This is a genomic window from Herbidospora galbida, assembly GCF_005233835.1.
Lineage (GTDB): Bacteria > Actinomycetota > Actinomycetes > Streptosporangiales > Streptosporangiaceae > Herbidospora > Herbidospora galbida.
In genome coordinates, this window is sequence record NZ_SZQA01000006.1 from 73,011 (window position 1) to 93,175 (window position 20,165).

Here is a 20,165-nt window from a genome sequence, read left to right on the forward strand (position 1 = left end):
TCGGCGATGGCCGGATCTGCGACGGAAACGACATTGCGAGACGTTATCGACGTCCTAGGAATTCATAATATACACGCAGATAATTACTCACCATTTTGTGCACGCTGAATCGGCGTTCCGCCCGCGCCCGGCAAGCCGCGCGGTCGATCGTCTCCACGCGCGCCACCGCGGCGACGGCCTCGTCGAGCGAATCCACCAGAAAACCGGTCACGCCCTCGTCCACGACCTCGGCCATGGAGCCCCGGCGGTAGGCGATCACGGGCGTGCCGCAGGCCATCGCCTCGACCACCGACAGGCCGAACGGTTCGTCGAAGTCGATGGGATGCAGGAGGGCGGCCCCGCCGCCGAGGATCTCGCCCCGCCGCTCCGGGCCGACCGATCCGAGGAACGTCACCTGATCGCCGTCGACCATCGGCGCGACCCGCTCCTCGAAATAGCGTTCGTCCTGGACGATTCCGCAGATGGTCAGCGGCCTGCCCGCCCGCCGGGCGATCTCGATCGCGGTGTGCGTGCCCTTATCGGGATGGACGCGGCCGAAGCTGATCAGCCGGGCGCCGCCCTCGGCGGAGAAGGGGAGGGCGTCGACGTCGATGCCGTGGTGGACGGTGGCGACGTAGTCGAGTTCCGGCGCGCGGTCGGCGTCCGAGATGGAGACGTAGGCCGATCGCGCCCGCGCGTAGGCGGGCAGGATCCCCGCCCCGGAGAAGCCGTGGACGGTGGTGAGCAGCGGGGCCCGGCAGTGATCGGCGAAGGCCAGCGGCAGCCAGTCGAGATGGCTGTGGACGAGGTCGAACTCGGCCGACCGCCGCAGCGCGTGGGCGACATGCATCGCCTCCCACACGCGTCCGTCGAGGGACCGGTCGTCGGCATAGCCGCGCGGGCACACTCCGTCGAGCGAACCCGACGTGACCGAGTCGAGGGTGGCGAACAGCGTCACCTCGACCCCGCGGGCGACGAGCCCTTCGGCGAGCAGGCTCGTCACCTGCTCCCACGGCCCGTAGTGCAGCGGCGGCGTACGCCAGGCGATCGGCCCGAGCAGGGCGACCTTCACGGATTGGGGTGAGCCATTGCGCATCTCCTTTGGGGCGTAAATCGCGTCGCCACGATGAATACCCCCGTCTGGAAATCTCCAGAAATACAAAAGTGAAATTGACGGTAGCACGTATTTCAGGCCGGTTCCTCAGCGGCGGATCTTGATGTCGCGCATGTCGGTCACCGCCACCCTCAGCACGTCATACGGCTGCCCGTAGGCGTCCAGCGCCGCCATGGCCCGCTGCGTGGCCTCGTGTTCGCCGTCGCCGGGGTCGGCCCGGACCTGGCAGCGGAAGGTGAACGACGACAGGGTGCCGTCGTGGGTGAAGGCGCCTCGTTCGGTGAAACCGAGAGCGGTCGCCGCCAGGATCGAGGCGCGGCCGGACTCGCCTAGGGTGCCGAACCGGCCGGAGATGATCACTCTGAACACTGGGCTGCCTCTTTGGTGGCGTAGGTGAGGATGGGGCCGCCGAGCGCGTGTTCGGCGGCGTCGAGGACGGCCAAAACGGCCGCGGCGATGGCGTCGGGGTCGTGGCCGGCGGCCGTGCGGGCGCCGATCTCGGTGTAGACGAGTTCGTGCAGGGCGCCGATCTGCCAGGCGACCACCCTGGGCAGCGGGTCGCCGGGAGAGGCGCCGGTCTCCTCGGCCAGGACAGCGGCCAGCCTCGCCCTCATCTGACGTCCGAGTTCCTCCAGCCGGGCGCTCAGGGTGGGAGCCGCGCGCATCATCTCGAAGACGCGGCCGAAACCCTCGGTCAGGCCGAGGCTGCGGTCGCGGCGGGCCACCTCCGCGCGCAGGACCCGCAGCACGGCGCACACCGCGGCCTCGCCGGGTTCCCGGTCGCGCACCATGGCGGCGAGCCGGTCGGGTGAGGCCTCGTCGGGTGGCAGGACCAGGTTCTCTTTGGTCTCGAAGTAGTTGTAGACGGTGTTGGCCGACACCCCGGCCGCCTCTGCGACCTCCGCGATCGTCACGTGGTCGAAGCCCCGCTCGACGAACAGGCCGATGGCCGTGTCGGAGACGCGCCGCCGGGTCTCCTGCTTCTTGCGGTCCCGCAGCCCTCCGGTCATACCGAGAACTTTAAGCGAACTCCATATTTGGAGTCGACTCCAGGAAGCCTGCGGTCCAGGTAAGGGGGCATGGCTATGACTGGGGGACCGACCCGAAGGAGCAGCTCATGAAGGCAGTCACCTGGCACGGCAAGCGCGACGTCCGCGTCGACGAGGTCGCCGACCCGGCGATCAAGGAGCCGAACGACGCGATCATCAAGGTCACCTCGACCGCGATCTGCGGGTCCGACCTGCACCTGTACGAACTCTTCGGCCCGTTCATGGACGAGGGCGACATCCTCGGCCACGAGCCCATGGGCATCGTGGAGGAGGTCGGCCCGGAGGTCACCCACATCAAGCCGGGCGACCGGGTGGTGATCCCGTTCAACATCTCCTGCGGCCACTGCCACACCTGCGACCAGCAGCTGTACGCCCAGTGCGAGACCACCCAGGTCCGCGACCAGGGCAAGGGCGCCGCCCTGTTCGGCTACACCAAGCTCTACGGCCAGGTCCCCGGCGGCCAGGCCGAGTACCTGCGCGTGCCGCAGGCCCAGTTCGGCCCGATCAAGGTGCCCGAGGGACCGCCCGACGAGCGGTTCGTGTTCCTGTCGGACGTGCTGCCCACGGCCTGGCAGGCGGTCGCCTTCGCCGACGTGCCCGAGGGCGGCTCGGTGGCGGTGATCGGCCTCGGCCCGATCGGCCAGATGTCGGCCCGCATCGCCCGCCATCTCGGCCATCGCGTGATCGGCGTCGACGGAGTCAAGGAGCGGCTGGAGATGGCCCGCCGCCACGGCATCGAGACCGTCGACGCCTCCGAGGTCGACAACGTACCGGCCCAGATTCTCGACCTGACCGGTGGGCGCGGCGCCGACTCGGTGATCGACGCGGTCGGCATGGAGGCGCACGGGTCGCCCATGGCCAAGGCCGCGCAGGCCATGACCGGCTTCCTGCCCGACAAGCTGGCCGCCCCGCTCATGTCGGCGGCCGGGGTCGACCGTCTGAGCGCCCTCTACACCGCCTTCGACGCGGTCCGCCGCGGCGGCACCGTCTCGATCTCCGGCGTGTACGCCGGCATGAGCGACCCGATGCCCATGCTCAAGCTGTTCGACAAGGGCATCACGCTGCGCATGGGCCAGGCCCACGTCAAACGCTGGATCGACGACCTGATGCCCCTGGTCACCGACGACGCCGACCCGCTCGGCGTGATGGACCTCACCACCCACACCCTTCCACTGGACCAGGCGCCGCAGGCGTACGAGATGTTCCAGAAGAAGCGCGACGGGGCGATCAAGATCCTGCTTTCTCCGGGTCGTGGCCCCAGTTCATGAGCGAATAGCGCCACGGCGTGCCGCTGACGTCGCCCTTCGGGCGCTGGGCCAGGTGCCGGCGTACATAGCCGGTCACCTTGCGCATGTGCGCCCGGTCGGCGTCGGTGAGCTCGCCCTGGCGCTGCGCAGGATCGCGACGATCTTGCGCCCCGACTCGTGGCCGGTCGACTCGCCGCCCTGGGCCTTCTGCCCGACCCTCTTGGACTCGTCGGTCCCGAGCCACTTCTCCAGTTCGGCGGCCGTCATGTTGACCGCGCCGTCGAAGTCCTTGTCACCCGTCGTCATCGAGGGCCTCCGGCTTGTGTACGGCGGTCCGCCCGCTCTTGTCGCTGCGCACGCGGTACTGCGGCTCGTCCGGCGAGGCGTCGACCGTGCGGCCCGACTCCTCGGTCCGCTTGGTGATCTTCTTCTCCACCTTGCCGTGAACGGTCTGGCCGTGGCTCTTCCACGTGACGTCGTCACCCTTGGAGGGTTCGTCCTTTTTGGTCATGGGTCCGCCGTACCCCTTCCACGCCGGTTTATGGGGTGGTTTGGACGGGTATGCGGCCTTTACCAGCGCTCCGTCATGACCTGGGACCGTGAGATGAACCTCCGGCTCACCGTACGAAAACGCGACACCTCGATCGTCGTCCACGTGGGCGGCGACATCGACATCGCGTCGATCTTCGATCTGCACGACTTCCTCCTGCTCATGGCGGAAGGCCGCAGCAGCCTGACCGTGAACCTCTCCGACGTCGGCTTCATGGACTCGACGGGGATCTTCGGGTTGATGCGCGCCCGCGCGGCCGTCCGCGACCGGGGCCACGAGCTCGTCTTCGAGGAGCCGAGCGAGCGGGTCGCCCACCTGCTCGACGTGATCGGGCTGACGCTCAACACCGTCTGACATACCGTCCGGCCCCGATCTCAATTGGGGTAGCAGTCGCGAGCACGCGTCCCTGGCCATTCGTCATCGAACGAGCCGATTGCTTCACACCGATTGGCCGCGGTAGCGGGCGGCGAGTTCGTCGATGCTCTTGATCAGGTTCTCCTGCTGCTGGGCGTCCTCGGCCCGTTGGGTGTTGTCCATCTCCTCGAGACGCGCCCGCTTCCGTTTCGCGACTTCGTTCAGCGAGGAGTCGATGTGCTCCTGCTCCGTCGCCTCGACGACCCGCAGGTGACCCGTCTTGATGTGGGTGTGCAGTTCGGTCTCCCTCTCATGCAACGCGTACGCCAGCGTCAGCCGGTCTGCGATCAGCCGGTCGTACGTGCTGCGCCCTCCCAAGAGTTTGGTCATCACCGGCCAACACTCCAAGGTGATCAGCAACGCGCGGATCAGCCATTGGGCGGCATTGACGACAGAGTCAGACTTGGCCAGCGCGTGCAAGGCGTGCAGCTCCTCCAGGACGCCGATGCCGCCTTGGTTCTCCCTCCGCTCCTTGACCAACTCGTCGAGCCGGATGCTGAGGAGCGCCTTGTCGGCGTTCTCCGCGATCCGCCGCTTCTCGATCAGGTCTTTGACCTTCCCCTTAAGTTCCTTCAGAAGGTCCAGGTCGCCCTGTCGCGAAGCCTGGAAATCCGCTGCAGCGCGACCTTTCAATTTACAGACTTCTTTGTTGCCGGGCTGACCGGTTCCGCTCGTTCCATCACACTCGCCGTTCGTGTTGTCAACGAGCCGGTTATGCCTTGAGTCACTTTCCCGTACTGTCTTGGCCAGTATGCGGCGTTCCTCTCTCGTATCCGCGAGTTCCTTCTCGATGTCGGGGGCGGTCCTACGGACCTCGACCCGTTGATCGGCACACGCGGGGTCCGTCACCGTGCCACCGTCTGGCGGGTTACATCGATTCAGCAGGCTCGCATATGCGACGACCTCACGCTGACGCGTTTCTTGAACCTGTTTGTGAATGGTCGGCTCGAACAGGCGGAGCACCAGTGGTTCGGCGATGACGAAACCCACCAGGGCGGCGAGGATCAGCCGTGACAACAGGGTGAAGTGACGGCCTCGTTTCATGCCGTGCGTGCTGGAGATGAGCCAGGCGTCGAAAGAGATGACCAGCCAGCCCCATAAGACCGCAGGAGGCAGCAGCAGCCACCAAGAGACGGAGAACGCCCTGCCGAGGAATATCCACATGGAGAGGGTCGCCAGCATCCCGGCGTTCAAAAGGACGATCGCCTGCCAGGTGTAACGGGAGCGCTCCTCCGGCACCCAGTCGAGCACTTCATCGAGTACGCCGGCGAACCGCCGGACCTTCCTGGACCATCCGGTCACGGGCGGGGCGGGGCGGATGGGCACCGACAGCAGGTCCAGGGCCTCCGGCTGAACGGTCGCACGGGTGTCAGTCGTCATCTTCTTCTCGCATGTCTTCGGTGACGGCGGACGACTGCAGCGCCGGCTTCCCGGCCGAGTCCAGCGGCGGGCGTCGCCGATCGCCAAGGACCAACTCGCTGATCATCTTGGTGAGGCCGGGGTCGTTCTCGTCGAAATAGCCCTGCGCGATCATCTCCCGGTAAAGCTCCCGCCGGGCCTCGAACTCCTTGCTCGCCCGGTCCCGCTCATCGGCCTCCCGGCGAATGCGGTCCTCGCGCTCTCGCTGCTCTCTGGCGTCCGCGCGGGCACGCTCCTCGTCCTGCAGTGCCTGGAGCCGTACGGCGAAGTCCTTGGTAGTGATCTCGCCTGCCTGGAGCGCGCGGCCCAACGCCCGGGTCGGATCGCCGCCGATCGTGTCGTGGTCGAGCTCGGCTTCCTTCCGGGCGAACTGCGCCTTCGATTCCACCAGTTCCTGGCGGGATTTCTCTTCCTGCTTCGCCAGTTGCCGCTGGAAGTCAGCGTGGAGGATGTCTACCGCCTGCCGCCCCCTGACGCGGTCGGTCTCGAGTTCGGTGCCGTGCTTCTGAGCGGCGGCTGCGATCTCGTGTTCCTTCCGGCCTTCGAAGAGGGCGGTGCTCAATTGGGTGAGGTCGGCAGGGGTCCGTACTTCCACGCTCATGAAAGTGACCGATATACCGGGAAGTCTGGGCGAGACGTGATGGACGTACGCCTGGATCTGCGCCACGACGTCCAACCGGAAGCCGTTGACCTCGTCAAGCAGATGCCGCAGCCCCAGTTCGAAGATCCGGGTGTGTCCACGTAGATAACCGGCGAGCGCCACCGCCGCGTTCCGCTGCCCCGACTCGATCACTTCGACCGGATCGAACACCGTACAGGCGAAGGTCACCACCAGCTGGAACTCCCGCGAATCGGCCGTCGGAACCGCCAGATCGACCGAGACCAGCCGGTTGCGGCTGAGGTCGACGACGCTCACATGCGTGGCGTTAACCACGATCCCGTCGGTGAGGCCGAGGTTGCCGAGATCGACGTGGTAGTGCCCCCGGGACCGGTAGACCAGCGCGTCGCTCGACCGTCGCTCGGGGATGTCGCCGGCTCGCCGGCTTCGCGTCCGCAGCCAGCGCGTCGAGGCCGGGCCGAGAACCTTCTCATCCACGACCGGGTAGGTGTGCTCTGTCACGATGTTTCTCCATTCTTGAGAGCGAAGGCGAGTTCCATCGCGCTGAGCAGGATCTTGACCAGATTTCTGTTGCCGTCGTCCGACCGATGGAGCCGCCGCATCGCCGCGGTCAGTCCGGCGCGCAGGCTCTCGAACCCAGCAGGGCCGAGGACGTTCGCGAATGCCAGACCGAGAGCCACCACCTCGTCCTCGGCGCTTCTGCTGAGGCGGCGCAGCGCCTTCAGCGCGATCATGAGGGACTGGAGCGCCTGCTGGCGGACGGGACGATAGCCGATCGCCGCTGCCCAAATCTCCGCCACCAGATCCCGGCGATCAGGGCGATCAAGGAGATAGAGGGCGATCGCCGGCTCCTTGGAGAGGGCGTCCCGTACCGACAACGTCGTCACGAGCGCCTCCATGGTCAGCGCGTAGAGGGCCCGATCAGGTCCCACCGGCTGGAAGTCGTCGAGCCTCGTCTTCAGATATCGCAGCATCTTTCCGGCCCCCTCCCCGTGTGCGGTGAGGGTGGCGAACAACTCCGCCATGCCGGTGGCGACGTCCGGACTGATCCCGTTGTTCTGCCGGACGAGTTGCCACATGCGCTCGATGGCGGCCTCTGGAAAGAGAATTCCCAGCTGGCCGGTGAACGCGAGGGCGCCGGTCCACCGCTGCTCCGTCGTGCCATAGCTGATCCAGCGGATGGCGGTCTCCAGGGCTCGATGGGCCAGCACCGGGTCCTGGCACATGTGCGACAGAACCCAGATGGCGGCCTCCTGTCCGTCCCGTCCGCATGCCCCTTGGGACCACGGGGTCAGGTATGCCTGTGACACTTCTGTGTCGTAGGCGTCGAAGGCGAGCCGCGCCAGCCCTTTCGACACCGCGAACCTGGTGGCCGGCTCAGCGATAACCCCCTTGACCCAGTGGCGGACCATGACCCAGAAGTCGCCTGGGAACAGGCTCCACATCACACTGAGCGCGTTGTCCTGGCAGGCGGCGTTCCTGAAGACGGGATACCTGCGGCTCACCGTGTTGACCGTCTGCGTTTCGACGGTGATGAGCCCCCGGCCGCGTTCGGCCCGTCGAGGCCTGAGGCCGGGCACCGGTGAGAGGGACTCGCTTCCTTCGGTGGGGGTGGGAATCTCGCGGGGAAACCGCTCATGCAGCAGGCCCTCGAACCGACCCAAGATCCTCTCATAGGCCGGTTCGCTGATACCCGGAGTCAACGCGAGGACCATCACTTCGGCCCAATCCGTGTAGGAGTAGCCCTGGTCGAACCATTTCCGCAGCTCTTCTTGGGCGGCCAGGCCGAAGGCCTGTTGCACCGCGCTTTCGGGCGCCGTGCCGCCGTTTATGAGGTCCGCGACCCGGACGACGCTGTCGAGCGACGGTTCTCTCGGTACGGCCACCATGGCGCCGGCCAGGCGGTGATCCGTCTCTCCGCCGGTGATGCGGGTCGCCACCAGTTCCACCAGATCGGGCCGGCTCCAAGGAACCCGCGCCACCGAGTCGGTCCGCCCAGACTCCTCGGCCGGTGACGCGTTGACCGTCACGACGAGGTACGCGTTGCATTCCGCGACCCTGGCCCGAACGCGCCGCCACTCGAAATCGGCCTGCTTCTTGTCCAGGTCCTCCTTGGCGCCCTCGACGATGTATCCACAGCCCTTGTTGTATTTCCGGCTGGCCAGCTTGTCCGGGCCGCTGTACGGGGTGAGGACGTACAGTCCTCCTCCGCCGACGAAATCACGGAGAAGGTTGACGGCCCCGCTGTACTTTCCCGTACCGGCTTCGCTGACCAGGATGACCAGGCCTTCGGCCCTCAGCCGCGACTTGGCGAGCGAAAAGGGGGACGGCTGGACGTAGCAGGCGGTGCTCGCTGCGATCTCGGCTGCGGAGAGCGCCCCGGTGAGAGCCTTCGGTGGCTGACGGGGGCCGTCGGCGGTGCTGGACACGCCGAACACCGCGTCGCGGGCGTCCAGATCCTTGAAGGAGTACTTCATCGCAGCGATGAAGTTGTTGACCTGCTGAACGGGCGCCGGCTCCGGATCCCCGTCCACGAGGTCCTCTTGAGGGATGGGCCCTCTGTTCTGCTCCTCGGTCACCGGCTCACCTACTCCGGAAGGTGTTCGACACACCGAAGACCGCACGGGGTGCCACGACCTTCCCGTGGAACTCGAAGTGCGTTCCCGCAGCGGCGGAGGCCTCGTTCTCGGGCCGCTTCTCAGGGCCGGGGTCGGCCTCGGTGGTGGGCGTCTCCTCAGCCGGGGAATCGAGGCTGGGGTCCTGATTCATCATCCGCGTGTACAGATCGTCCAGACGCCTGGTGTCGATCGTGTAGATGTCCGCCAGACGGGCTTTCAGGTCCAGGTAGAGCTGCTGCGCCTGCACCTGCTGACCTGCCCGGTACGACGCGATCATCAGCAGTTCGAGGACCGCCTGGTCGTAGGGATTGTCAAGGTGCTCAACGATCAATCCCGCGATCAGTTCGTGGTGCCGGCCCAGCCTGAGAGACGCCTGGGTCATCTGGAGCATGGCCTGCCGCCGGGTCGCTGCCCACTGCTGGCGCAACCCGTCGACCCGGTGTCCATCGAGGTCGGCCAGAAGCACTTCGCTTGTCAGGTCGAAGGCTTTCCGGAACACAGCGACGGCCTGTCTGTCGTCGTTGTTAAGAAGATCTTGAGCCTGCTTCACCAGCGCCGAGAACACGTGCACGTCCACGCGCTCGTCCGAGACTTGGAGTTCGTAGGACTTTCCGTCGCGACGCAGGTCGAAGCCGAGATTGCCGAGCCTCTTCCTGGTCCTGCTGACCGCCCTGTAGAACTCCTCGTGCGCGCTCTCCGGGAATGGCTCGTCCCAGAGCCACCCCATGAGCTGGTCCTGCCGTTGCCGCTTCGACCTTGCCAGGAGCAGAGCGGCCAGCAGTGCCCGCTCCTTTCGCTCACCGAGGTCGTCCACTCGCCTCCCGTCGGCGATCACCTCGACGGGCCCGAACAAGCGGAAGGACACGTCCGGCGTCGGAAGGGCGGGGAGGGTGTTCTCGTCCATCTCTTCTCCTTGTTCGTTGAGACCCCAGTCGCTCCCCCCGATCCCGCCCCCGCGGTTCCCCCACCGGCTCCCCGCAGCCTGCTTGTGACAGGGCGCTGGCGCCCCCGAGTTCAGGGAGATGGGCGAGATGAACGGTGCGGTTTTCGGGAAGAGCACGTACTCCGGTGCGGCCAACCCCAACTGCGTGGAGGTGGCTTTCATCTGTGACGGAGTCCTCGTCAGGGACTCCAAAGACAGGCTCGGGGCGGTCCTCCGGTACACCCGGGACGAGTGGGCGGCGTTCGTGGCGGGTGTGAAGGCGGGTGAGTTCGACCTGAGCTGATGCCGGTCGAGACGGCGCCGTGGCCCTGGGCCCGGCGCCGTCAGCCACGTGCGAGCTCGGCCAAGAAGGCACGGGACGGCTCCGGGTCGAGCGCCCCTTCCACCGCGAGGTCGAAGGCGCGCTGGTACCGGTCCACCTCAGAGGTCTGCTCGACACGGACCATCCGATCCAGCCATTCCAGCAGCACCACAGGTGGATCTCCGTTGTCGAAGCTGAAGACGTGAAACGTGGAGTCCACGGCGAGGTGCGGCCCCGCCGCGAACAGACGGACCCGTATCCGGACGTTCGGCAGATCGGCGGCCTCGACGAGCCGCTGGAACTGCTCGCGCATGACCACCGGGCCGCCCACTGACCGCCGCAGCACGGCCTCGTCGAGTACGACATCGAGTTCGAGGGGTTGCTCACGGTCGAGCACCGTTCGTCTGGCGGTACGGAGGCCCGCTTGGCGCTCGATCACCTCCAAAGGGCGGTCGCTCACCGTGGTCATGAGCTCCCGTGCGTACGACTCGGTCTGGAGCAGCCCGGGAACGAGACTGATCTGGCAGACGCGCACCCGCGTCGCCCCGTCCTCGAGCAGGAGCAGCGACTCCATCTCCTCGTTCACGAGGTCGGAGTGCTCTCCCCACCAGGAGCCGGTACGGTCCACCAGCTCGAGCAGGTGCCGATCGGCGGCGCCGTAGACCTCGAGGAGGACCTTGACCTCCTGGGTCCTGACGAACGCCCGGCCCTCCTCCATCTGGCCGACCCATCTCGGCGAGCGGCCCAGAGACTCGGCCGCTTCCGCGACCGAGACGGCGGCCGCGATGCGGTGCCTTCGGAGGGTCCCTCCGATCGTGACGCGGTGGTGATGCCGACTGTCCGGGGTCTGCCTCATCGCCGTCCCTTGTTGCCGTAAGAGAGTTGCAGTATGTGGTTTGCAAACAGCAACTTGCAACCGGTTCGGGGAATGTCTGACATGCAGCTGTTTAGGGGCTTTCCTGCTCTCCACCCCCTTCGTCATCCTGACTCCGGAGCTGTCCCGAAGTAGGACCGCGTCGGCGGGATCGACCGATCGCCGCAACGACGACGCTGGCCAGTGCGGCGACTGAGCAGAGAACCGCCCCCGCCGGCCACCCCAACGCGAGGCAGAGGCCCGCACTCAATGCGAACAAGCGTTCCATGATCTGGTCGGAGTCCCAGGACGGCGGGCGTTGCAGGGCAGGCATGGCTCTCCATTACTCTGAGTAGATCTTGCATGTGCTGCAGAGCTTGCCGAATGCAAGTTGCATTATGTATGGATGGGCACCACGCGGAATCTTGAGAGCGGGAGATGACGATGGCCAGAGGTAGGAGTCCGGTGACGCAACGCCGTCGGCTCGCCGCGGAACTGCACCGGCTCCGTACTGCCTCCCACCGGACCATCGAAGAGGTGGCCGAGCATCTCGAATGCTCATCGGCGAAGATCAGCCGGATTGAGAACAACCAGGTCGCCGTCCGCATCCAGGACGCCAGGGAACTGCTCGATCTCTACGGAGTCCAAGGCTCTCGGCGCGAAGAACTGCTGGAGGTCGTCCGCGAGGCCCGGAAGAAGGGGTGGTGGTCCCGCTACTCCGATCTTCTCGAGGAAGGGGCCGAGACCAGGCTCAGCCTGGAGGAAGAGGCGGCCCGAGTCCTCATCTACGAGAACAGCCTGGTGACCCCGCTGCTGCAGACACCCGGCTACGCCCGCCACTGCCTGTTGACCCGGACCGACGCGACGCTGGAAATCGTTCAGCGGTATGTCGACCTGCGGATGGAGCGGCAACGCATCCTCGACGATCCGACCGGCCCTCAACTGACCGTCGTCCTCGACGAGGCCGCGCTGCGCCGGACCGTCGGAGGCCCCGACGTCATGGACGAGCAGGTCCGGCGACTCTTGTCGGATGCCGACCGCGACGACATCACCCTGCTCGTGCTGCCCTTCAGCGCCGGCCCGCATCAGGCGATGGGCTTTCCCTTCAGCATCTTCGAGTTCGAGGGTGAAGATCCGAGGGTGGTCTACATCGAGATGCTCGAACGTGGACACGTGATCGAGAACGCCGGCGAAGTCGGCCGCTATCTGGCGGCGTTCGAGCAGGTCAGGGCCCGCGCTCTGGACACCGCGCCGTCGCGGCGTTTCATCGAGAATCTCATCGGTCGTTGACGTCCTCACGTTCGAGCCCCTTCCGGAAGCGCCTGTAGCCCAACATCCGTCAAGGCACGGGGTGGTGGGCAGGGGGCCGAACTTGGGGCTCTGCTGTCAGGACTCCGGCTCCGTCAGGAACAGGACGGACCGCCACTGCAGCGTCGACCGGATGAGGTCGTGGGTCACGTGGTCCATGAACCGGGCCACCGATTCCAGCCGCTGCCCCGCCGGGGTGTCCACCCCCATCACCTCGACGCCCTCCCGCGCGACCGCGACGACGCGGTCGTTGGCGCGGGCGCTGGCCAGCATCGACTGATACCAGAGGTCGAGGTCGACGACGTACCGCTCCCTGCGGTTGTCCTGGCGTTCACGCCGGACCAGAGCCCGGCTTTCGAGGAACGCGATGGACTTGGACACGGACGCCGGACTGACCTGCAGCCGCCGCACGAGCTCGGCGGCGGTCATCCCGCCGCTGTCGCTGACGTAGAGGCAGGCCAGGATCCGCGACATCGTGCGCGGCAGCCCCGACTCGATGAACGAGGTCGTGAACGACTCCTCGAACTCGCGGACCGCTTCGGGGTCGCGCCCGTAGGCGTCGGGCGTCGCCGCCGGAGCCCCCGCCGGTGAGCGCTTGCGGCGATGGGCCCGGCGTTCGGTGGCCCGGTGGGCCATCTCGGCGCGGTAGGCGGTCGGCCCGCCGTTGCGCATGACCTCACGGGTGACGGTCGACGTGGGCCGGCCCAGCCCACGGGCGATCTCGGCGTAGGCGAGCCCGTCGGCCAGCCCCGCGGCGATCTGCTGGCGCTCCTGCTGGCTGAGTCTTCCTCCCGGCATCGGGCCGTGCCCCTTCCCTCGACTGCCTCGACGTTGCCGATTATGGCCTTCACCCTCAGTCCATTGCAACACAGGTCACTATCGCATTGCATTCGCTCTCAGATCCATTGCAATGATTTCATGGCTATGAGCTGCAGTGACGCACTTTCTAAGCAACGAGATAGTTGAAGGATTCGCGAACGCAACATAGCCTTTCGAATGTCAGAAACACAGCGAACGCCACGGAGCACCCCATGCAGAAGTTCGACACCCCCCAGGCCATCACCGCCAAGATCTCCGTCCCGATGGGCCTCGTCCGGATCGTCGCCGGCGACCGCGCGGACACCGTCGTCTCCGTCCGGCCGAGCAACCCCGGCGGCGCGGTCGACGTCAAGGCGGCCGAGCAGACCACCGTCGAGTTCGCCGGCGGCGTCCTGGACGTCAAGGCTCCCGAGAGCCCCCGCTTCGGCAAGAGCGGCTCGATCGAGGTGACCGTCGAACTGCCCGCCGGCTCGGCGATCGAGGGCAGCGGCATGGCCACCGGCTTCACGACCGAAGGCCGCTTCGGCGGCAGCCGCGTCCAGACCGCCAAGGGCGACATCTCCCTCGGCACCGTCGACGGACCGGTCATCGCCGACACCGCCCAGGGCGACATCCGCGTCGCCGAGGCCGTCAGCGGCCTGCTCGACCTGAAGACCAGCGCCGGCTCGATCGAGGTCGGGGTCGCGGCGGGGGTCTCGGCGGGCCTGCAGGCGACCACCGGTCACGGCACCCTGCGCGACCTCCGCAAGAAGTTCGACGGCGACCTCACCGTCGACATCCGCGCGGTCACCTCGTACGGCGACATCGTCGTCCACGGCAACTGAACCCCGAACGCGCTGATCAGCGGCGGGCCGCCGGGGCCGCCGCGTTCGGCCGGGGTCGTTCGATCCAGCCCGAGTCCACCGCGATCCGCACCGCGTCCGTCCGGTTCCGGGCCCCCGTCTTGGTGATGATGTTGGAGATGTAGTTCCGCACCGTCGCCGCCGACAGGTGCAGTTCGGCCGCGATCTCCCCCGTCGTCGCCCCCAGCCCCACCAGCCGCAGCACGTCCGCCTCCCGCTCCGTCAGCAGGGACGCGGACGCGGTCATCGCCGCCACCGCCAGAGAGGCGTCGATGACCCGTTCCCCGGCCGCGATCCGCCGGATGCTCTCGGCCAGTCTCTCGGTCGGGGCGTCTTTCAGGAGGAAGCCGCTGGCCCCCGCGTCCATGGCCCGCTTCAGCAGGGTCGTCTGGGCCAGGGCCGTCAGGATGAGCACCCGGCACGTCGGCAGTGCCTGGCGCAGGCGGCAGGTCGCCTCGATTCCGTCCGCCCCGGGCATCTCGATGTCCACCACGGCCACGTCGGGGCGGGCGGCGAGGGCCTGGGCGACGACCTTGTCGCCCCGGTCGGTCTCCGCGACGACCTCGATGTCGCCCGTCAGGTTCAGCAGGACGGTGAGGGCGCCCCGTACGACACCGTGGTCTTCAGCCAGCAGAACGCGAATCAACGGTGATCACTCTCTCCTGATCGTGTACGGCGGGCAGCCACACCCGCAGTTCGAACCCGTCCGTGCCTGTCTCTTCCGCTCGCAGGTCTCCGCCCAGCCGGTCGACGCGCTGGGTGAGGCTGATGAGGCCCGAGCCGTCGCCCCTGTTCACGCGGCGGGCGCCGTCGTTGGCGATCAGCAGGTGGATCTGGCCGTCCTTGTCGTCGAGTTCGATCACGCAGGTGCGGGCGGTGCTGTGCCTGACGACGTTCGTGGCGGCCTCTCTGACGATCCAGGCGAGGGCGTCGCCGGTGACCTCGTCGATCTCGGTGATGCCCAGGCGCAGGTCGCAGCGGGCGCCGGTCAGTTCGATCAAGGCCACGGCGGCCGACAGTTCGGCGCCCAGATCGAGGGAGCGGCGGGCGGCGACGACGTCGCCGATCTCCTCGCGGGCCTCGCTGGCGATGAGGATGGTGGCCTCGATCTCGTCCATGGCGCGGACGGGGTCGCGGTCGAACAGCGCCAGAGCGACCTCGGTCTTCAGTCGGATGGACGCCAAGGTCTGGCCGAGCAGGTCGTGGAGTTCGCCGGCCATCCGGACGCGGTCCTCGTCCACGGCCATCTCGGCCAGGACGGCCCGCAGTTCGCGCAGTTCCCTGATGAACCTGGCGTAGTGGACGATCCCGGCGGCGACCACGGAGGCGACCAGGACGGCGGCGCCGGCCTGCAGGGCGGCGGCGCGGGAGGGTTCGCCCAGGGCCAGCGTCAGCGGGACCTCGGCGACGGCCACCACCGTCAGGACGGCCACGGCGAGGCGGAAGCGGAGCAGCAGCAGGGCCGCGGCGCCGACGATGAGGGGCGTGTACGCCCAGGCCAGGCCCAGCAGCGGGAACGAGCCGTAGACGACGACGGCGAACAGGGCGAAGGTCCGGCCCGCGCGGGGCCCGGGGCCCGTGCCGGCGATGTGGCCGACGACGATCTTCCAGTACACGACGAGGAGGCCGGCGAGCAGGACGCTCGACAGCACTGCCCGGACCGGGTCGCCGCTGACCACGAACGCGATGGGGGTGAGACCCCCGAGCGCGCCCGTCGGCACGACGACGCCTATTGACAGCCCCCTGACCTGCGCTTCGCTCTGCTGCGCCACAAGTGGTCTCCGCTACGTGTCCGAGGCGTCAAGTTTCCTACTGATCGTGACGCTTAAGAGGTTCGCGATCAACAGTCGGCATTGTCGTTTAACCACCCGTTAGCACGAGCGATGCGGACGGCCTCCTCGTCGCTGCGCGCGCCGGTCTTCAGGCGGGCGGCGGCGAGGTAGTTGCGGATCGTGTGGGCCGACAGGCCGAGGCTGCCGCGCAGGTCGCTGCTGCGCCCACCGGCGGCCAGGGCCGACAGGACGGTGATCTCCCGCGCGGTCAGCGGGTTGGTGGTGATCTCCGGCTCCCGGCCGCCGCCGTCGTCGTCGGCCAGGTCGAGATCGATGTAGCGCTCGCCCCTGGCCACCGCGCGGATCGCGTCGGTGAGCCGGTGGGCGGGCGCGTCCTTGACGAGGAAGCCCCGCACGCCTGCGGCCATCGCCCGGTCGAAGTTGCCCGGCGACCCGACGCTGGTGAGGATCAGCACCGGCGGGGGCTGCTCCAGCTCCTTGATCAGGCCGGCCGCCTCCAGGCCGTCGATGCCGGGGAGACCGATGTCCAGGAGGGCGACGTCGGGCTTGCTGTCGACGACGGCGGGCAGGATCTCGTCGCCCCGGGAGACCTCCTCGATGACCCGGATGTCCCGCTCCTCCGACAGCAGGGCGATCAGGGCTCCTCTGATGAGATCGTGGTCCTCGGCGATCAGAACTTTGATCATTTCCGGTCTCCTGTGGCAGAGGTGAGAGCGGCCGCCGCCGTCGGGCGGCCGGGAACGTCCAGCGACAGCGTGAACCAGCCGTCTTCGAGGTGCCGGTCGCAGTTCCCGCCGACCTGCGCGAGTCGTTCGTCGAGCCCGGCCAGGCCGCTCCCGCCCACGGCGGCGTCGGCGGCGTCGGCGGCCGGGGGCGCCGACGGGCGTACACCGTCGTTGGAGACGGTGACCCTGATCCGGTCGCCCTCCTCCTCGACGTCGAGCAGGCAGACGGTGGCGTCGCTGTGCCGCAGCAGGTTGGTGGCGGCCTCGCGGACCGCCCACGCCAGCGCCACCCGGACCTCCGCCGACAGCGTGACCGGCAGCGCGGCGAAGTCGCACTTGACCCCGGCGCTCTCCAGGACCTTCCGGACCCCGCTCAGCTCCTTCTCCAGTGACATCTCCCGGTAGCCCTTGACCACGGCGCGCACGTCGTGGAGGGAGCGCCGGGCGATGTCGTGGATCTCCGTCAGTTCGCGGTTCAGCTTGGGCCGCTGGTCGGCGGGGATGCGCATGGACAGTTCGGTTCGCATCGCGATCACCGACAGGTTGTGCCCGAGCACGTCGTGGAGCTCGCGGGCGAACCGCAGCCGCTCCTCGGTGATGGCGAGCCGGGCCAGTTCCTCCCTGGTGCGCTGAAGTTCGCTCAGCAGCGTCGCGAAGATGGTCAGGCCGGCGAGCGCGGCCGCGGTGAGCATGCTCTGCAGCCCGCTGAACAGCACCCAGCTGAGGTTCTGGCCGGCCGACAGGACGAGCTCCAGGATCAGCGCGGCGAAGAACCCCGCCCACGCCGCCCTGCCGCGCAGGGTCACCGCATAGGCGTACGGGAGCATGAACCCGAGGCTCAGCCAGGACGGCCCGGCGGCGAACGGCAGCGCCACGGCCACCGCCGTCATCGCGCCCAGCACCACCAGGTCGGGCCGGCCTCCCCGGCCGAGCACGGCCCGCACCCCGAGCCACAGGTAGCCCGCGGTCAGACCCGTGAGGAGCAGCACCGCGAGAGCGCCCCGGACGCCGGGGAACCTCCCGAGGACCTCCGCGAGCGGGAGCACGGCGAAGATCGCCATGCCCACGGTGAAGACCGCCGCCGCGATGCGGGCGAGCCGCACCGTGCCGGGGCCGACGCCGGTCAGCCTCTGCGCGGTTCCCACCTGAACCACCTCCTCGCCGCCAACAGCGACAGGACCAGCCAGCCGATCAGGACGAGCCACCCCGCCCCCAGGGCCGGGAGTCCGGCATCGGGGTCGAAGTAGGCCAGGGTGACGCCCTCGGCCACCCGCCCGAAGGGCAGGAAGCCGTTGACGGTCAGGGCCCACGCGGGGAACGCCGAGAACGGGACGGCGAACCCCGACAGGCCGAGCGTGAGCAGGTGGAACGGCAGGCTCACCGCGATGATGGCCCCCGTCGAGGGCACCCGGCCGCTGACCGCGACGCCCATCGCGCCGAACACCGCGAGGGCGAGCAGCGTGGTCACCAGCAGCAGCGCCGGGTTGGCCGGCAGGGCGAGCCCGTGGACGCCGTTCGCCACGGCGACGATGGCCACGAGCTGGACCAGCCCGATCGAGACCACGGTCAGGATCTCGCCGCCGAAGATCGCCATCTCGGGCAGCTCGGTGCCGCGCAGCCGCTTGAGGATCAGCTGCTGGCGCTTCACGACGAACGACTCCAGCAGCGTCGCGAACCCCAGCAGCCCGGCCCCCATCACGATGATGCCGACGATCAGCCGCTCGGGGTTGGGCACCGCCAGCGGCAGCAGCCAGGCGAACAGCACGGGGAAGCCGAGAGCGACCCAGATCGACACGGGGGTGCGCCAGAAGAGCCGCTGGGTCAGCCGGAAGTGCGCGATCGTGTAGGCCGTCACGCCCGCACCTCCCGCGCGCCCGTCTGGGCGACGTCCAGGAAGATCTCTTCGAGCGTGGCCTGGCGGACGTCGAGGCCGCTGATCCGCACCCCGCGCCGGACCGACCAGCCGAGGACCGCGTGCGCGGCCGACTCGGGCTCGGGCGTGACGATCAGGCAGCTGCGGCCCGTCACGGTCAGCACGTCCGAGGCGGCGACCTCCAGCCCGTCGACGGTCGCGCCCTCGGGCAGGTCGAAAGCGACCCGTCCGGCGCCCCGGCCGAGCACCTCGGCCATCGTGCCGTGCACCACGACGCGGCCCTTGTCCATGATGGCCACCCGGGAGGCGAGTTCCTGGGCCTCCTCCAGGTAGTGGGTGGTGAGCAGCACCGTCGTGCCGTGACCGGACAGGTCCGCGACCAGGTCGCGGATCCGGCGGCGGGCCTCGGGGTCCAGGCCCGTCGTCGGCTCGTCGAGGAACAGCAGGTCCGGACGGCCGAGCGTGGCCAGGGCGAGGTCGAGTTTGCGCCGCTCGCCGCCGGACAGCTGCTTGACCCGCGTGCCGGCCTGGCCCGAGAGGCCGACCAGGTCGAGGGCCTCGTCGAGTGACCTGGAGTTCGTGGTGAACCGGCGCCAGGCGGTCACGGTCTCGGCCACCGACAGGTCGCCGAACAGGCCGGACTCCTGGAGGACCAGCCCGATCCTCGACCGGAACGGGCCGCGTTCGGCGGGGTCGTGGCCGAAGACCCGGGCGGTGCCGCCGGAGGGCCTGAGGTAGCCCTCCAGGATCTCGATCGTGGTGGTCTTGCCGGCTCCGTTGGTGCCGAGCAGGGCGAACACCTCGCCCTGGCGGACCTCGAAGGAGATCCCGTCGACCGCGGTGAAGTCGCCGTACCGTTTCCTGAGGTCGACGACCTCGATCACCGGGTCGGTCATCGCGGATCCGAGTGGCACAGCGCGATGCAGCCGACCGTGCTGATGGTGGCGAGCGCGCCGTTCTCGGCGCCGGCCGCGAACTCCATCTCGGCGATGTCGAACTCACCACGCGGCCGGGCGGGCAGCGGCGGCGTGGCCAGGCCCTCGGGGTAGGTGATGCCGTACTCGCCGAGCACGACCCGGGGTTCGGCCTCGTAGCGGGCCAGGAGCTCGCCGTCCGACCAGGAGACCGCGATCAACCGGGCGAACTTCTTGCGGTCCTCATCTCCGAAGATGTACAGGTACTCGGCCATCGGGCACTCTCATTCCTTCGATACGTGCAACGATCCGGAATTCGGGCGGCGGAGGGCAGATGCAGACGACACCGGCCGCCCATGACGGACATCACAAACCGGTCAGTGGTTACCGGTGATCCAGGTCGCGCCCTGTGAGTAGCACGACGCGCACGGCTCGCCCACGGTGCCGGTCGTGAGGCCGGCGGCCCCGGCCGCGCTCTCCAGGTCGGCGATCTCGAACTCGCCCTCGGGTTTGGCGGGCAGGGGCGGGGTGGGCACACCGGCCGGGTAGACGATGCCGAACTCACGCAGGACGACCCGGGGCTCGGACGCGTAGCGCGCCTGCAGGTCGCCGTCGGACCACGCCGCGGCGATCAGGCGGGCCAGCTTCTTGCGGTCGTCTTCTCCGAGCACGTACATGCTCTCGGCCATCGGACGCTCCTCATTCTGTCGGTACGTGGCTCTCTCACCTGCAACGATCCGGAATTCGGGGGGCGGTCGGCAGATGCAGACGACATTTGTCTCCCA

At 68.2% G+C, this 20,165-nt stretch carries 23 protein-coding genes and 1 pseudogene; 5 read left to right on the top strand and 19 right to left on the bottom strand.

Translation table 11 applies throughout. The annotated features are described in order from the left end of the window. Positions 1–43: 43 nt before the first annotated feature. The 3 genes from FDA94_RS08960 to FDA94_RS08970 form a co-directional block, all read right to left on the bottom strand. Complete coding sequence (locus tag FDA94_RS08960; protein WP_212735240.1) at positions 44–1,075, bottom strand: glycosyltransferase family 4 protein; 1,032 nt, start codon at positions 1,073–1,075, stop codon at positions 44–46. Positions 1,076–1,180: 105 nt separating this feature from the next. Continuing rightward, positions 1,181–1,462, bottom strand: coding sequence for a DUF6204 family protein (locus FDA94_RS08965; RefSeq protein WP_137246571.1), 282 nt, complete (start codon positions 1,460–1,462; stop codon positions 1,181–1,183). Next, the gene (locus tag FDA94_RS08970; RefSeq protein ID WP_137246572.1) at positions 1,450–2,103 is read right to left on the bottom strand and encodes a TetR/AcrR family transcriptional regulator; all 654 of its coding nucleotides are present in this window, start codon (positions 2,101–2,103) and stop codon (positions 1,450–1,452) included. Before FDA94_RS08970 ends, FDA94_RS08965 begins: the two co-directional genes overlap by 13 nt. Positions 2,104–2,210: 107 nt before the next feature. On the opposite strand from FDA94_RS08970, the gene FDA94_RS08975 reads away from it, so the two are divergent. Next, positions 2,211–3,410 (top strand): zinc-dependent alcohol dehydrogenase, encoded by a 1,200-nt coding sequence (locus FDA94_RS08975; protein WP_137246573.1) that lies wholly within the window; start codon positions 2,211–2,213, stop codon positions 3,408–3,410. Here FDA94_RS08975 and FDA94_RS08980 read toward each other — a convergent pair. Together FDA94_RS08980 and FDA94_RS08985 are read right to left on the bottom strand one after the other, a co-directional pair. Beyond that, positions 3,370–3,695: pseudogene (locus tag FDA94_RS08980) on the bottom strand (DUF3140 domain-containing protein). The gene FDA94_RS08975 and the pseudogene FDA94_RS08980 sit on opposite strands and share 41 nt — an antisense overlap. Continuing rightward, the gene (locus FDA94_RS08985; protein ID WP_137246574.1) at positions 3,682–3,900 is read right to left on the bottom strand and encodes a hypervirulence associated TUDOR domain-containing protein; all 219 of its coding nucleotides are present in this window, start codon (positions 3,898–3,900) and stop codon (positions 3,682–3,684) included. Before FDA94_RS08985 ends, FDA94_RS08980 begins: the two are co-directional and overlap by 14 nt. 75 nt (positions 3,901–3,975) lie before the next feature. On the opposite strand from FDA94_RS08985, the gene FDA94_RS08990 reads away from it, so the two are divergent. Next, positions 3,976–4,293: an anti-sigma factor antagonist gene (locus FDA94_RS08990; RefSeq protein ID WP_170990849.1), complete on the top strand. Its 318-nt coding sequence runs from the start codon at positions 3,976–3,978 to the stop codon at positions 4,291–4,293. 84 nt (positions 4,294–4,377) lie between these two features. Here the strand turns inward: FDA94_RS08990 and FDA94_RS08995 are convergent, their stop codons facing one another. From FDA94_RS08995 to FDA94_RS09010, 4 genes are read right to left on the bottom strand one after another with little or no spacing between them, the layout of a single operon-like run. Further along, positions 4,378–5,733 (bottom strand): DUF4407 domain-containing protein, encoded by a 1,356-nt coding sequence (locus tag FDA94_RS08995; protein WP_137246576.1) that lies wholly within the window; start codon positions 5,731–5,733, stop codon positions 4,378–4,380. After that, positions 5,723–6,892: a hypothetical protein gene (locus FDA94_RS09000; RefSeq protein ID WP_137246577.1), complete on the bottom strand. Its 1,170-nt coding sequence runs from the start codon at positions 6,890–6,892 to the stop codon at positions 5,723–5,725. The genes FDA94_RS08995 and FDA94_RS09000 overlap by 11 nt, the downstream gene beginning before the upstream one ends. After that, positions 6,889–8,970 carry a hypothetical protein gene (locus FDA94_RS09005; protein WP_137246578.1) on the bottom strand — a complete coding sequence of 694 codons (2,082 nt, stop codon included), beginning with the start codon at positions 8,968–8,970 and terminating at the stop codon, positions 6,889–6,891. The genes FDA94_RS09000 and FDA94_RS09005 overlap by 4 nt, the downstream gene beginning before the upstream one ends. 4 nt (positions 8,971–8,974) lie before the next feature. After that, the gene (locus FDA94_RS09010) at positions 8,975–9,913 is read right to left on the bottom strand and encodes an AfsR/SARP family transcriptional regulator (protein ID WP_170990850.1); all 939 of its coding nucleotides are present in this window, start codon (positions 9,911–9,913) and stop codon (positions 8,975–8,977) included. 118 nt (positions 9,914–10,031) lie between these two features. Between FDA94_RS09010 and FDA94_RS09015 the strand changes: the two genes are divergently transcribed. After that, the gene (locus tag FDA94_RS09015) at positions 10,032–10,235 is read left to right on the top strand and encodes a DUF397 domain-containing protein (protein WP_137246580.1); all 204 of its coding nucleotides are present in this window, start codon (positions 10,032–10,034) and stop codon (positions 10,233–10,235) included. Between the two features lie 40 nt (positions 10,236–10,275). Here FDA94_RS09015 and FDA94_RS09020 read toward each other — a convergent pair whose 3' ends face one another. Beyond that, positions 10,276–11,109: a DUF5753 domain-containing protein gene (locus FDA94_RS09020; protein WP_170990851.1), complete on the bottom strand. Its 834-nt coding sequence runs from the start codon at positions 11,107–11,109 to the stop codon at positions 10,276–10,278. Positions 11,110–11,550: 441 nt separating this feature from the next. Here FDA94_RS09020 and FDA94_RS09025 point away from each other — a divergent pair, with 441 nt between their 5' ends. Next, complete coding sequence (locus tag FDA94_RS09025; RefSeq protein ID WP_281286549.1) at positions 11,551–12,396, top strand: helix-turn-helix domain-containing protein; 846 nt, start codon at positions 11,551–11,553, stop codon at positions 12,394–12,396. Positions 12,397–12,492: 96 nt separating this feature from the next. Here FDA94_RS09025 and FDA94_RS09030 read toward each other — a convergent pair whose 3' ends face one another. Then, on the bottom strand, positions 12,493–13,212 hold the full coding sequence (locus FDA94_RS09030; RefSeq protein ID WP_137246583.1) for a GbsR/MarR family transcriptional regulator: 720 nt from the start codon (positions 13,210–13,212) through the stop codon (positions 12,493–12,495). Positions 13,213–13,445: 233 nt separating this feature from the next. Here FDA94_RS09030 and FDA94_RS09035 point away from each other — a divergent pair, with 233 nt between their 5' ends. After that, positions 13,446–14,057, top strand: a complete 612-nt coding sequence (locus tag FDA94_RS09035; RefSeq protein ID WP_137246584.1) for a DUF4097 family beta strand repeat-containing protein — start codon at positions 13,446–13,448, stop codon at positions 14,055–14,057. Positions 14,058–14,073: 16 nt separating this feature from the next. Here the strand turns inward: FDA94_RS09035 and FDA94_RS09040 are convergent, their stop codons facing one another. The 8 genes from FDA94_RS09040 to FDA94_RS09075 all read right to left on the bottom strand — a co-directional run bounded on the left by FDA94_RS09040 (position 14,074) and on the right by FDA94_RS09075 (position 20,069). Then, on the bottom strand, positions 14,074–14,721 hold the full coding sequence (locus FDA94_RS09040; RefSeq protein ID WP_137246585.1) for a response regulator transcription factor: 648 nt from the start codon (positions 14,719–14,721) through the stop codon (positions 14,074–14,076). After that, positions 14,699–15,847 (bottom strand): sensor histidine kinase, encoded by a 1,149-nt coding sequence (locus FDA94_RS09045; protein ID WP_137246586.1) that lies wholly within the window; start codon positions 15,845–15,847, stop codon positions 14,699–14,701. Before FDA94_RS09045 ends, FDA94_RS09040 begins: the two co-directional genes overlap by 23 nt. Positions 15,848–15,915: 68 nt before the next feature. Continuing rightward, positions 15,916–16,554 (bottom strand): response regulator transcription factor, encoded by a 639-nt coding sequence (locus FDA94_RS09050; RefSeq protein ID WP_137246587.1) that lies wholly within the window; start codon positions 16,552–16,554, stop codon positions 15,916–15,918. Continuing rightward, positions 16,551–17,738, bottom strand: coding sequence for a sensor histidine kinase (locus FDA94_RS09055; protein WP_137246588.1), 1,188 nt, complete (start codon positions 17,736–17,738; stop codon positions 16,551–16,553). Before FDA94_RS09055 ends, FDA94_RS09050 begins: the two co-directional genes overlap by 4 nt. Beyond that, positions 17,717–18,448: an ABC transporter permease gene (locus tag FDA94_RS09060; protein WP_137246589.1), complete on the bottom strand. Its 732-nt coding sequence runs from the start codon at positions 18,446–18,448 to the stop codon at positions 17,717–17,719. Before FDA94_RS09060 ends, FDA94_RS09055 begins: the two co-directional genes overlap by 22 nt. Next, positions 18,445–19,362 carry an ABC transporter ATP-binding protein gene (locus FDA94_RS09065; protein WP_137246590.1) on the bottom strand — a complete coding sequence of 306 codons (918 nt, stop codon included), beginning with the start codon at positions 19,360–19,362 and terminating at the stop codon, positions 18,445–18,447. Before FDA94_RS09065 ends, FDA94_RS09060 begins: the two co-directional genes overlap by 4 nt. Further along, complete coding sequence (locus FDA94_RS09070) at positions 19,359–19,655, bottom strand: hypothetical protein (RefSeq protein WP_137246591.1); 297 nt, start codon at positions 19,653–19,655, stop codon at positions 19,359–19,361. Before FDA94_RS09070 ends, FDA94_RS09065 begins: the two co-directional genes overlap by 4 nt. A 102-nt stretch (positions 19,656–19,757) precedes the next feature. Continuing rightward, positions 19,758–20,069 (bottom strand): hypothetical protein, encoded by a 312-nt coding sequence (locus FDA94_RS09075; RefSeq protein ID WP_137246592.1) that lies wholly within the window; start codon positions 20,067–20,069, stop codon positions 19,758–19,760. Between the last annotated feature and the right edge of the window lie 96 nt (positions 20,070–20,165).

Bases quoted from the DNA above. Each gene is read 5' to 3' on its own strand.
- FDA94_RS08960 (WP_212735240.1), bottom strand. From the start codon at position 1,075: ATGCGCAATGGCTCACCCCAATCCGTGAAGGTCGCCCTGCTCGGGCCG.
- FDA94_RS08970 (WP_137246572.1), bottom strand. From the start codon at position 2,103: ATGACCGGAGGGCTGCGGGACCGCAAGAAGCAGGAGACCCGGCGGCGC.
- FDA94_RS08975 (WP_137246573.1), top strand. From the start codon at position 2,211: ATGAAGGCAGTCACCTGGCACGGCAAGCGCGACGTCCGCGTCGACGAG.
- FDA94_RS08985 (WP_137246574.1), bottom strand. From the start codon at position 3,900: ATGACCAAAAAGGACGAACCCTCCAAGGGTGACGACGTCACGTGGAAG.
- FDA94_RS08990 (WP_170990849.1), top strand. From the start codon at position 3,976: ATGACCTGGGACCGTGAGATGAACCTCCGGCTCACCGTACGAAAACGC.
- FDA94_RS08995 (WP_137246576.1), bottom strand. From the start codon at position 5,733: ATGACGACTGACACCCGTGCGACCGTTCAGCCGGAGGCCCTGGACCTG.
- FDA94_RS09010 (WP_170990850.1), bottom strand. From the start codon at position 9,913: ATGGACGAGAACACCCTCCCCGCCCTTCCGACGCCGGACGTGTCCTTC.
- FDA94_RS09015 (WP_137246580.1), top strand. From the start codon at position 10,032: ATGGGCGAGATGAACGGTGCGGTTTTCGGGAAGAGCACGTACTCCGGT.
- FDA94_RS09020 (WP_170990851.1), bottom strand. From the start codon at position 11,109: ATGAGGCAGACCCCGGACAGTCGGCATCACCACCGCGTCACGATCGGA.
- FDA94_RS09025 (WP_281286549.1), top strand. From the start codon at position 11,551: ATGGCCAGAGGTAGGAGTCCGGTGACGCAACGCCGTCGGCTCGCCGCG.
- FDA94_RS09030 (WP_137246583.1), bottom strand. From the start codon at position 13,212: ATGCCGGGAGGAAGACTCAGCCAGCAGGAGCGCCAGCAGATCGCCGCG.
- FDA94_RS09035 (WP_137246584.1), top strand. From the start codon at position 13,446: ATGCAGAAGTTCGACACCCCCCAGGCCATCACCGCCAAGATCTCCGTC.
- FDA94_RS09050 (WP_137246587.1), bottom strand. From the start codon at position 16,554: ATGATCAAAGTTCTGATCGCCGAGGACCACGATCTCATCAGAGGAGCC.
- FDA94_RS09065 (WP_137246590.1), bottom strand. From the start codon at position 19,362: ATGACCGACCCGGTGATCGAGGTCGTCGACCTCAGGAAACGGTACGGC.
- FDA94_RS09070 (WP_137246591.1), bottom strand. From the start codon at position 19,655: ATGGCCGAGTACCTGTACATCTTCGGAGATGAGGACCGCAAGAAGTTC.
- FDA94_RS09075 (WP_137246592.1), bottom strand. From the start codon at position 20,069: ATGGCCGAGAGCATGTACGTGCTCGGAGAAGACGACCGCAAGAAGCTG.